The organism is Chitinophaga rupis (assembly GCF_900109685.1).
Classification (GTDB): domain Bacteria; phylum Bacteroidota; class Bacteroidia; order Chitinophagales; family Chitinophagaceae; genus Chitinophaga; species Chitinophaga rupis.
The window spans coordinates 261519-273142 of record NZ_FOBB01000009.1 but is presented as its reverse complement, the minus strand read 5'-3'; the positions used below and the strand labels follow the sequence as shown (position 1 = coordinate 273142).

The 11624-nt window shown below is 46.7% G+C and carries 9 protein-coding genes; all 9 read right to left on the bottom strand.

Translation table 11 applies throughout. The features are described from left to right. Positions 1-89 precede the first annotated feature (89 nt). Entirely contained in the window at positions 90-728 is a 639-nt protein-coding gene (locus BMZ54_RS27035) for an NADH-quinone oxidoreductase subunit B (protein ID WP_089919393.1), read from the bottom strand. Positions 729-1335: 607 nt separating this feature from the next. Beyond that, positions 1336-1815, bottom strand: a complete 480-nt coding sequence (locus tag BMZ54_RS27030; protein WP_089919392.1) for an NADH-quinone oxidoreductase subunit A — start codon at positions 1813-1815, stop codon at positions 1336-1338. 234 nt (positions 1816-2049) lie between these two features. Further along, positions 2050-2493: a CBS domain-containing protein gene (locus tag BMZ54_RS27025; protein WP_089919390.1), complete on the bottom strand. Its 444-nt coding sequence runs from the start codon at positions 2491-2493 to the stop codon at positions 2050-2052. A gap of 176 nt (positions 2494-2669) precedes the next feature. Further along, positions 2670-4478 (bottom strand): glycoside hydrolase family 35 protein, encoded by a 1809-nt coding sequence (locus BMZ54_RS27020; RefSeq protein ID WP_089919387.1) that lies wholly within the window; start codon positions 4476-4478, stop codon positions 2670-2672. Between the two features lie 165 nt (positions 4479-4643). Next, complete coding sequence (locus tag BMZ54_RS27015) at positions 4644-6341, bottom strand: GMC oxidoreductase (RefSeq protein WP_089919386.1); 1698 nt, start codon at positions 6339-6341, stop codon at positions 4644-4646. Positions 6342-6533: 192 nt separating this feature from the next. Beyond that, positions 6534-8231: a GMC oxidoreductase gene (locus BMZ54_RS27010; RefSeq protein WP_089919383.1), complete on the bottom strand. Its 1698-nt coding sequence runs from the start codon at positions 8229-8231 to the stop codon at positions 6534-6536. Between the two features lie 121 nt (positions 8232-8352). Then, complete coding sequence (locus BMZ54_RS27005) at positions 8353-8928, bottom strand: gluconate 2-dehydrogenase subunit 3 family protein (protein WP_089919381.1); 576 nt, start codon at positions 8926-8928, stop codon at positions 8353-8355. A 255-nt stretch (positions 8929-9183) separates the two neighbouring features. Next, complete coding sequence (locus BMZ54_RS27000) at positions 9184-9936, bottom strand: L,D-transpeptidase family protein (protein ID WP_089919379.1); 753 nt, start codon at positions 9934-9936, stop codon at positions 9184-9186. A gap of 518 nt (positions 9937-10454) precedes the next feature. Beyond that, positions 10455-11582, bottom strand: a complete 1128-nt coding sequence (gene hppD, locus BMZ54_RS26990) for a 4-hydroxyphenylpyruvate dioxygenase (protein WP_089919374.1) — start codon at positions 11580-11582, stop codon at positions 10455-10457. Between the last annotated feature and the right edge of the window lie 42 nt (positions 11583-11624).

Genomic DNA, 11624 nt, shown 5'->3' with positions numbered 1-11624 from the left:
ACTGCCCCATCCTTTCCATTTCACGCAAAACAGGTCCATTCGTTATAGGCCATGGACCATCGACCATGGACCGTGGGCCTCCGGCCCCCTCAAATCTCATCCGGCGTTTTGAACTGCGTCATTTGCTGCCGCTTATCATGTAACACTTCCCGCATTGAGATCTTATCCGGTTTTATCACGCCCTGATCGCCGATCATCCAGCTAAGCGGGCGTATTTCCTTACCCACGGATTGCTGCAGCATTAACAGCCCTTGCATAAAAGCATCGGGCCGCGGCGGACAACCAGGTACATATACATCTACCGGTAAAAATTTATCTACGCCCTGCACTACGCTATAGATATCATACATACCACCGGAGTTGGCGCAGGAGCCCATGGAGATCACCCAGCGCGGTTCCATCATCTGCTCATACAGGCGTTTAATAATAGGCGCCATTTTAATGAACACGGTACCGGCAATGATCATCACATCTGCCTCACGGGGTGTGCCGCGTATCACTTCCGCACCAAAGCGCGCAACATCATACTTGGGTGTCATGGCGGTAGCCATTTCCACAAAACAGCAGGACAATCCAAAGTGAAAAGGCCACAATGAATTTTTGCGGCCCCAGGCCAGCAAGCGGTCTACAGAGCTTAATATCATGCTTTGCTGCATGGCCTGTTCCAGGGAAGTATTACCGTTTACTTTACCGGTTTGATCCTTTGCGTTACTTAACCACCAATCCATGGGAGAGAATTATTTATTACAGATTATTAATTACACATTAGGTAATAGTTCGCCTGCATGCATTTCAGGTTATGCATGCTTACGCGGAGGAAGTATGTAATTACGAAATAACAACGAAGAACAACAGACAGTAACCGTTACGGTTTCCTTCATTCGTAATTAATCCTTTGCAATAATTTGAATAAAAAAAGAAGAAGCATGTAATTACGAACAGCAGCAACATTCTTACGAACGAAGTAACCACATACGGTCTCCTTCATTCATAACTCGTAATTGACAATTCGTAATTGGATCCGTGTGTCGGCGAACCATCAAAACATTATTACAAATGCAGTAACCACATACGGTTCCCTTCATTCATAATTTGTAATTGACAATTCGTAATTGAATCCGTGTGTCGGCGAATCACCAGAACTATTACAAACGCAGTAACCACATACGGTTCTCCTTCATTCGTAATTCGTAATTGACAATTCGTAATTGATTCCAATCCAGTCTGGCTGTAAAGAGGAGTAGAAGGCCAGTCTTTTTATTAGATCCGTGGAATAAATAAATACATCCTTTTTTTCAGATAGTCCTATATACCTTAATGTATTTTTCCGTAGTGTTAATGGGCCGGTTGTGGTGGTGGCAGCTGCATGCTTCCACTGTCAGCTGCTTTGCTGCTGCTGCTGCGCATTTTTTTATAGGCCCGCAATATCTTCTTTCCATCCGGTCCGAAATCCAGCGCGCCGTTGCGCCATTCATAGATCAATACCACTAATAAAATAAAGATAAATATACTTACGCCAATGTAACCAGCCCAGCCCAGTTCATCAAATGCAATGACCCATGAGATAATGAAAACAGTTTCAATATCAAAGATCACGAACAACATGGCAATAAGGTAAAATTGAGAAGGGAAGCGCAAACGTGCAGAGCCTGTGGAAAGGATGCCGGATTCATAGGCTTCACCGGTGGCACGGTCTTTATGATGCTGCCCCAGGATATATGAGATTCCCAGGATGGCACCAACCAGTACCAGTACAATGGCCCCGAAAACTATAAAGGGCCAAACAGGAGCTGTTTCAATAACTGATTCTTTCAAGATACATCGCCCTCCAAGCGAACAAGAACTTTAAAAGTCAGTCTGTTAATCTGTCAAATAAACTACATGCTACGTATCTACTACTGTCTTACGGTAATGAATATGTGATATGAATGTACAAAAAATAATACAAACCACCATTTCCATTTTAGATTTTAGATTTACGATTTTAGATTTAATAAAAAGACTACTTCGCATCAATCAAATCTAAAATCGCAAATCCAACATCGTAAATCAGGTATGGGTGCCGCTAATGTAGCTCTCCAGGTTATTGATAATATAGCGCTGTTCGTCAATAATGAACTTTACCACATCACCAATAGAGATCAGGCCTATCAGCCGTTGCTGCTCATCCGTTACAGGCAGGTGGCGGATACGTTTATCCGTCATCTTTACCATACAGTCTTCAATAGAATCGTTTTCGCAGACCGTAATAGGCCGTTCGGTCATAATTTCACGAATAGCAGTTTCCTTGGATGCCCTGCCTTTAAGGATCACTCTGCGTGCATAATCGCGTTCTGAGAAAACGCCGAGGAATTTACCCTGATCATCAACAACCATCAAAGCGCCAACATTTTTATCCACCAGAATTTTTAACGCTTCAAATACGCTGCTGTCCGGGTTAATGGAGTACACTGCATGACCCTTGGCCTGCAGGATATTTCGTACAGTTCCCATAACGAGGCCTTTTAAAAATGAAGAAATATGAAAAACCAGTTATTGTAAGTTAAGGTTTTTGTGCGGAAAAAGCAATACAGGAGTGAGGGGCGCGTAGTTAGCGATTAGTTATAAATTATTAGTGCCTGATTTTAAACAAAAACCAGGCACTAACAGGTATGTATCTATTAATAAAGTTATTCTAAGGTCCTGGCGCCGCTTACAGAGGCCGGGGCCGTCTGGTGCAGGTCAAACACCACAATTTCATTATTTCCCTTTTTCAGCCAGCTGGCAGGGCAATACAGGCGTGTTTGCGGGCCTATATCCCAGTAGCGGCCCAGGTTATGCCCATTAACCCAGATCAGGCCTTTTTTTAGCTGGGTAAAGTCAATATAGGTGTCACCCACGCGGGACAGCTTAAACGTTCCTTTAAAGAACTGCCCCGGTTTGGCGGTGGTACCGCTGGTGGGATGCAGGTTCTGAATATATTTTTCCGTCATGGGCAGGCCAAACACGTCCCAGCTCATAAGCGTCATACCATTCAGGGTTACGCGATCAGTAATGCCTTTGCGGTCAATGATCTGCTGTGCAAAGTTGATACGGCCCATACCTTCTACCAGTATTTCCAGCACCGGGTCTTTTACATTGCTCTTGGGAATCTCAATGCTGTTCTCCCCTAAACGGCGGTCTAGCTTACCCATGTACTCTCCGTTCAGGTAAATGGTGGCATAATCATGCAGGTCCGTGATGGTAAGCTTGCCGCTTTTATGCCCCACCAGGGTGGTGCGGTACAGCATAAAACCATAATCCTGCGCATAGGCTTCAAAGGGCTGCGGCTGTGCGGAATGCACCGCCTCCGGCAGTTGCTCCCATACACTGGTAAAGGGTATCATGGGTACGGCCGGGAAGCTGATGGTAGGTATAGGCGCCGGTATGCGCGGCAATGCTTTATGCAGATGGTTGCTGATCATTTGCCGGAATGCCATGTATTTGGCCGTAGCTACGCCCTGCTCATTAATAGGCGCATCATAATCATAGCTGGTAAGGTCCGGCTCATAACCTTTGCCGCCGGAATTGGCGCCGGCTGTGTAGGCGAAGTTGGTGCCGCCATGTATTACGTACAGGTTGAAAGAGCGTTTATTATCCAGCAGGTATTTTACTTCCCGCAAAATGCCTTCTTTATCAGGCCGCGCCCATTGCTCGCCCCAATGGGTTAACCAGCCGGGATAAGATTCACTGCTGAAAATAGGCACATCCGGGTACAAGTTGCTGGTTGCAGTAAAATCAGCCTCAGATGCGCCGGGATCCAGGCCTATAGCGGCACCAGGCACAGTGCCGGCTTCCAGGTTAGGTTTGGCAGCACCATCTGCCGTATAAAAAGGCCCGGTAATACCATTCTGCACCCATAGCTCTTTCAGGCGGTTCAGGTAGGCTTTGTCATTACCAAAGCTGCCGTATTCATTTTCTATCTGCACCATTAATATAGGGCCTCCGTTGGCTGCCAGCAACGGTTTTACCTGGGCCGACAATGCAGCTACATACCGCTCTACGGCCTGCATATAACGCGGGTCCAGGCAGCGTACCTTAATATCCGGTGTGCGCAGCAGGTAAGGCGGCAAACCGCCGAATTCCCACTCCGCACATACATACGGGCCGGGGCGCAGTAATACCCACATGCCCTCCTGCTGTACCATTTGAATGAATTCCGCAATGTTATGATTAGTGCTGCTGAAGTCAAAAGTGCCCGGCTCCTGCTCATGGTAGTTCCAGAACACATAAGCGGCAATGGTATTACAGCCCATGGCTTTGGCCATTTGAATGCGGTGTTTCCAGTATTCTTTGGGAATGCGGGCCGGGTGCATTTCCCCGCTGATGATCTGGAAGGGTTTTCCATCCAGCAGGAATTCGGTCTTTGAAAATTCAAAACTGTGTTTGTCCTGCGCATAAGCGCCCTGCATAACAACGCAGGCCAGCAACAACAGATGGCTCAGTAAAAGTGTTCTCATTGTCCTTGGTAAAAAAATTAGGGTCAAAGTTAACATTCTGCAAACGGATAGTAGGGTAAAACAGGTAAAGGTTAAAAATGCATGTGAAAGGGTGAAAATACATGAAAAAATGAAAGGTGAAAAATGAATTTGCTCCATTTTCCACCTTTCATATATACGTTACATTTACACGTTCCCTTTCTTCAGCTCTTTTACAGCATGATCACAGGCGCGGGCGGTGAGCGCCATATAAGTGATGGATGGGTTCTGGCAGGCGGAGGATGCCATGCAGGCCCCATCTGTTACAAACACATTCTTTACGGCATGCAGCTGGTTCCAGCTGTTCAGCACAGAGGTCTTGGGATCGCGGCCCATACGTGCAGTGCCCATTTCATGGATACAGTGGCCGGGAGGCGGCATATCATCATAGCTGGTGATGTTCTTTAAGCCGGCAGCTGCCAGCATTTCTTTGGCGCTTTCCAGCATATCCTTACGCATGGCCAGCTCATTTTCCTTAAACTCACAATCAATATCCAGGGTAGGTAAGCCGTACTTGTCTTTTTTGTCTTTGTTAAGCGTGGCCTTGTTCTCATAGTATGGCAGGTGCTCGCCCCAGGAGCCAATGCCCATACTCCACTTGCCCGGCTCCGTCAGTGATTCTTTAAGGGCTGCGCCTACACCTTCTGTACCATTGCCACGGCCACGGCCTGCGCCGCCCTGGTAACCAAAGCCACGTACATAATCTTTCATTTTCGTAGCCTCGTTCACGTTACGGAAGCGGGGAACATAAATACCATTGGGCCGGCGGCCTGCATTGTAGTACTGATCTTCAAAACCATCAAACTCCCCATCTGCGCCTACGCCAAAGTGGTGATCCATCAGGTTATGGCCTACCTGCTCACTGTCATTTCCCAAACCATTCGGAAAACGGTTAGAGGTTGAGTTCAGCAGCACGAAGGTAGTGCCTAAGGTAGAGGCATTCAGGAAAACAATATTTGCATAATACTCCACGCTTTGCAGGGTATGCGCATCCAGCACGCGTACGCCGGTGGCCTTGCCTTTCTGCTCATCATAGATCACTTCTGTTACAATACTGTCCGGCCGCAGGGTGAGGTTGCCTGTAGCTGCTGCTGCCGGCAGCGTAACGCCGTTGCTGCTGAAATACCCGGTAAAGGGGCATCCGCGGTGGCACAGGTTGCGCGACTGGCACTGGCGCCCGTTCTGCATAGGTTTGGTAGCATGTGCTACACGGCCTATGGTAATAATGCGGTCGTTATACTTTTCTTTGATCCGTGCAGCCACATGCTTTTCCAGGCAGTTCATTTCCATGGGCGGCAGGAACTTGCCGTCCGGCAGCTGCGGCAGCCCTTCTGCCTGGCCGCTAACGCCGGCAAAGGTTTCCACGTAATCATACCAGGGCGCAATATCTTTATAGCGGATAGGCCAGTCTACTCCATGTCCGTCTTTTGCATTGGCTTCAAAATCCAGGTCGCTCCAGCGGTACACCTGGCGGCCCCACATCAGGGAACGCCCGCCTACATGGTAGCCACGTAACCAGTTGAATGGTTTGATCTCGTTATAAGGATTTTCCTTATCGTTTACCCAATACTGTTTGGAGGATTCGTCAAAGGCATAACAGCGGCTCTGGATGGGGAAGTTCTGCTTAACCTCATTGGAGAGCTGCAGGCGGTGCGGAAACTCCCAGGGCGCCATCATGGCGGTGGTATAGTCTTTTACGTGTTTTACATCATTGCCCCTTTCCAGCACTAATGTTTTCAGTCCCTTTTCACACAGCTCTTTGGCTGCCCATCCCCCACTGATCCCTGAACCCACAACAATTGCGTCATAGGTATTTTCTTTTACTGCTCTAATGTTGAGATTCATTGCACTGGACGATTAGAATTACGAATTATTCAATTACGAATTACGAATTGAATGCAGCGGTTGATTACCTTATGCACTCATTCATAATCCGTAATTGTAATAATTTCAATAATCCCTGATCATTTAATGTTGTGATGATTGTAATTACGAACTACCCAATTCGTAATTTGTAATTGAATAATTCGTAATTAACTATATGTTTCCTTTCTTCATTTCCTTTACTGCGTAATCTACTGCACGGGCGGTAAGCGCCATATACGTGAGCGAAGGGTTCACACAGGCGGCAGAGGTCATACACGCGCCATCTGTTACAAACACATTCTTCACAGCATGCATCTGGTTCCAGCTGTTCAGCACAGATGTTTTAGGATCACGGCCCATACGCGCCGTACCCATTTCATGAATGGCCATACCGGGGTAAGATCCGTTGTCAAAGGTATGGATGTCCTTAGCGCCGGCTGCTTCCAGCATTTCAGCGGCATCGTTCATCATATCCTTACGCATCTTGGTTTCATTCTCAAAGAAACCGGCATCAAATTTCAGCACCGGTTGTCCCCAGGCATCTTTCACGGAATTATCCAGCGTTACCTGGTTCTGCTCATAGGGCAGGCATTCTCCAAAACCACCCAGGCCCATGCTCCAGGTACCGGGTTCTGTGAGCATTTCTTTAAAGTCCTTTCCTACGCCCATTTCGGCAATACCCCGCTGCCATCCGCTGCGGCTGGCGCCACCCTGGTAACCAAAGCCACGCAGGTAATCGCGCTTATCACTGCCTATGTTGCGGTAACGCGGTACATAAATACCGTTGGCGCGGCGGCCAAAGAAATAATGATCATCAAAACCTTCCACGGTACCGGAAGCGCCTGTACGAAAATGGTGATCCATTAAATATTTACCCAGCACGCCGCTATCATTACCCAAACCATTCGGAAAACGTTTGGAAATGGAGTTCAGCAACACAAAGGTGGTACCCAGGGTAGAGCCGTTCACAAAAATGATCTTGGCATAGTACTCCGTCATTTGCTTGGTGTGCTTGTCAATCACTTTTACGCCGGTAGCCTTGCCTTTTGCTTCATCATAAATGATGGAGTTCACAATAGAATCCGGTTGTAAGGTAAGGTTACCGGTAGCCCTTGCAGCCGGCAGGGTAGATGACTGTGTGCTGAAATATGCGCCAAACGGGCAACCGCGGCTGCACAGGTTACGGAACTGGCATTGGGTACGGCCGGGCAATGGCTGGGTAATGTTAGCCACGCGGCCCATGGTGATCCTGCGGTCTTTGAACTTTGCCTCTACCCTTTTCTTCACTTCTTTCTCTACACAGTTCATTTCCATGGCAGGCATAAACTTGCCATCCGGCAGCTGGGGCAGCCCTTCTGCCTGTCCGCTGATACCGGCAAAGGTTTCCACGTAATCATACCAGGGCGCTATGTCTTTATAGCGGATCGGCCAGTCTACTGCAATACCATCTTTCAGGTTGGCTTCAAAATCAATATCGCTCCAGCGGTACGACTGGCGGCCCCACATAATGGATTTACCACCCACAATATCCGGGCGGTACCAGTCAAACCGTTTTACTTCGTTATACGGGCTGTCTGAATCTTTGATCCAGAACTTTTCGTTATGCTCACTATACGGATAATCGCGTTTCAGTTTGGGATGCGTTTCCTTTTGCTCGTTGGTGATACGGCCGCGGTGCGCAAATTCCCAGGGATCTTTGGTAGCGGTATCATAATCCTTCACATGTTCCAGCGGCTTTCCGCGATCCAGCATTAATACTTTCAGACCTTTTTCTGTGAGCTCTTTAGCAGCCCATCCACCACTTACACCAGAGCCTATTACAATAGCATCGTATGTATTTTGCTCCTGTGCTTTTATATTCAGATTCATGGAATTTCAGTTTTTGAGAGTGAATATCTTTAGCTTTTAGCAATTAGCTTTTAGCCTGTAAATTGTAAACAGCAAACATTTTTAGCTATTAGCTAAAAGCTAATGGCCAACCGCTGCTCAATTACATAGCCCAGGCCTTATCTCCTTTTTTATAGGGGATACAGCCTTCAAATTTACCGGGAACAGCTACATAACGCAGGGCTTTGGTAGCACCGGGTTCGGAAGTGAAGTAGCCTAACAGGGTAAGCTCTTTAATAAACTGGAAATAATGCGTGGGATCATCTTTCCCTTTGTTCTCACGTTTATTATAAGCTACACGCTCTTTATCAATCTCTGTTAATACTGCTGTTTTTTGTTCTGCAGTCAGGTCTACAAAGGCTTTTTTATACTGTTTGTTACTGGCTTCATCTATTTTTTTCAGACCATCCAGCAGGATCTGCTGATCTTTTTGCTCATAACAATCATTCATCATCGTAACAATGAAATCGTCAACCTTGGCCGCTTTTGCACCTGGCGTACCGGTTTCCGGGATAATGGTTTCCGCTATTTCAGCTAGTGTGGATTTGGTTTCCGGCGCCTGCAGGGCATAGTTCTTGGGTGCAGAGCTTGTACAGCCATCCAGGGCCGCTAACGTGGAAGCAGAAATGGCGCTACCCAATAACAGGGCAACGTTCTTGATAGCATCTCTTCTGTTCATAATAGTAAATTGATTTGACCTTTCGGCTCAAGTTTTGAAAAAAAAAGCAAAAAACAAACACCGTCCGTAAAATAATCAATAATGGATAATTAAGTACTACTAACCTTTTTTATATGGCCGGCCGGGAATCCCTGTACATTAACAATTTTCATAACATGCAGGATCCTATCAAACAGCCTGAACCATAAAAAAGAGAGCGGCTGTCCCTCTCCGGAACAGCCGCTCTTATATTAATTGTTAATTCTTAATTATTCATTACATCACGTACTTCCCTTTATTATCCACCAGTACCACTGGCAGGCGGTGATGCTTTTCAAAATAGTCGTACGCCGTTTTCAGCTCAACCCAGAACTGCTGGGAACTGTTATCTGTTAAGGATACGCCGCCCAGGTAATCCATAGAGCGGGTATTGCCGAATTTAACGGGGTATACATGCACCGGGATAAAATCCTGCCCGGCGTTCTTGGCATTTACCGCCAGGATGTATACTTCCTCAATAAATTCGTCTGTTAAGGGAATACAGCCAATAGTGAGGCAGCTGCCATGAATATAAATTTCGCCGCCCGGCTTTTTTGCATCGCTCAATATTTTATCAGAGTAGTTGGGATAGTTTAAGCCCAGTGACAGGTGATAGTTGCTGTTAGGATTAAAATCATTGATGTAGTAGAACCCTTCCGGTACCTGCCGGTCGCCTTCCTTACGTTTGGGCCCCATTTTGCCGGAGAGGGTGCAAACCCGGTATGATTTAAACAGGCGGAAAGTATCGCTGGCGCTGTTCTTTACCCAGATCTCCAGCTCACTGTCCAGCTTAAAGGAACGCAGGAAAATGTATTTGGCCGGGTAGGTCAGCCCTTTTTTCTCAAACTCTTTCTTCAACGCTTCCTCTTTTTCGCGATACGCTACGCCCACTTTGGGAAACAGCTTCTGATTCTCCAGGAACGACTGTTGTGCCTGGGCCATCACAGATAAGCTACACATCAATAATACCGCTACAATAATCCGCTTCATATACTTTTAAAAAGAATTTTTAACCATATATACCCTTAACCGGGTCATTTTAATCCGTTGGATAGGTTTAAATATGCTAACACGAACAATAATAGTGCAAAAATAATATATATAACAATACCAATTTTGCGATTCACCAGCTTAATAATATAGTGGTTGTGGCCCTCGTAAATAAGATAAGCTGTAATGGCTTGAAATATACCCCCTAACAAGAACAAGATACCGAATAATGTTTGTGTCCTCATAAAACAAACGTGCTATCATTGTGGATTATTGTCAAAATTACGAGGGTATGTGCGGATGTGCAAGTAAAGGGGGTGCTGAGATGCTAAAGGTAAGTTAAAATGCTGCTGCAGAGGAGGGGTTGGATGTAAGCTAAAGACGATGGGTTAAGCCCGGTCATTTCAGAGGGCCGTGTACGCTCCTGGATTGACAACAGGTATCCGGGATGCACGGAGCTGTGATCCAAAACATTGATAATTAAGGGCTGGCCTTCCGCCAGCCCCTATCCTATTTCATCAGAGGTTGCCTCTACGCTCCTGTTCTCTTTCTATGGATTCAAAAAGCGCTTTAAAGTTGCCTTTCCCAAAGGATTTGGCGCCCTTACGCTGTATGATCTCAAAAAATACCGTTGGGCGGTCCTGGATGGGTTTAGTGAAGATCTGCAGCAGGTAACCTTCTTCATCCCGGTCAACCAGGATGCCCAGCTCCCGCAGCGGTGCAAGATCTTCATCAATATGCCCTACCCTTTCCAGCAGCTCATCATAATAAGAGCCGGGCACGGTCAGGAACTCTACACCGCGGCGCTGTAATTCGCCAACGGTATGTATAATATCATTGGTGGCAATAGCTACGTGCTGTACGCCGGGGCCGCCGTAAAAATCCAGGTATTCTTCTATCTGCGATTTCTTTTTACCTTCTGCCGGCTCATTGATAGGGAATTTCACACGGCCGTTGCCATTGCTCATTACCTTACTCATGAGGGCTGAGTATTCCGTTGAAATATCCTTATCGTCAAAAGAGATCAGGTTGTGAAAGCCCATGGTATTGCCATAAAAGCTTACCCAGGTGTTCATCTCGTTCCAGCCTACATTGCCCACGCAATGATCTACATACTGTAAACCGGTATCAGTGGGGTTATACACGGTTTTCCATTCCTTATAACCGGGCAGGAACAGGCCTTTGTAGTTTTTGCGCTCTACAAAAATGTGCACCGTATCGCCGTAGGTATGAATGCCGCTGCGCACCACCTCCCCGTGTTCATCTTTCTCAACAGTAGGCTGCATAAAGGGTTTGGCGCCTCTTTTCACGGTTTCTTCAAAGGCAGCCCGGGCATCATCTACCCACAGGGCCAGCACTTTAACACCGTCGCCATGCTTTTCTATATGGCTGGATATTTCATTGCCGGGTTTCAATGGTGTGGTAAGCACAAAACGCAGCTTGTTCTGTACCAGCACATAGGAACAACGGTCGCGCATACCGGTTTCAGGGCCGGCATAGGCCACTGACTGAAAGCCAAAAGCAGTTTTATAAAAGTGAGCGGCCTGTTTGGCATTACCTACATAGAATTCAACATAGTCGGTACCGTTCAGCGGTAAAAAATCCTGTGTATTGTTATTTACCACAGGTGCAGTAGCTGTATGCATATATGAGCGGATTTTAAAAAGTTTTGGTGTATGATGATTGGT

Bases quoted from the DNA above. Each gene is read 5' to 3' on its own strand.
- BMZ54_RS27000 (WP_089919379.1), bottom strand. From the start codon at position 9,936: ATGAAGCGGATTATTGTAGCGGTATTATTGATGTGTAGCTTATCTGTG.
- BMZ54_RS27035 (WP_089919393.1), bottom strand. From the start codon at position 728: ATGGATTGGTGGTTAAGTAACGCAAAGGATCAAACCGGTAAAGTAAAC.
- BMZ54_RS27015 (WP_089919386.1), bottom strand. From the start codon at position 6,341: ATGAATCTCAACATTAGAGCAGTAAAAGAAAATACCTATGACGCAATT.
- BMZ54_RS27005 (WP_089919381.1), bottom strand. From the start codon at position 8,928: ATGAACAGAAGAGATGCTATCAAGAACGTTGCCCTGTTATTGGGTAGC.
- hppD (WP_089919374.1), bottom strand. From the start codon at position 11,582: ATGCATACAGCTACTGCACCTGTGGTAAATAACAATACACAGGATTTT.
- BMZ54_RS27020 (WP_089919387.1), bottom strand. From the start codon at position 4,478: ATGAGAACACTTTTACTGAGCCATCTGTTGTTGCTGGCCTGCGTTGTT.
- BMZ54_RS27010 (WP_089919383.1), bottom strand. From the start codon at position 8,231: ATGAATCTGAATATAAAAGCACAGGAGCAAAATACATACGATGCTATT.
- BMZ54_RS27025 (WP_089919390.1), bottom strand. From the start codon at position 2,493: ATGGGAACTGTACGAAATATCCTGCAGGCCAAGGGTCATGCAGTGTAC.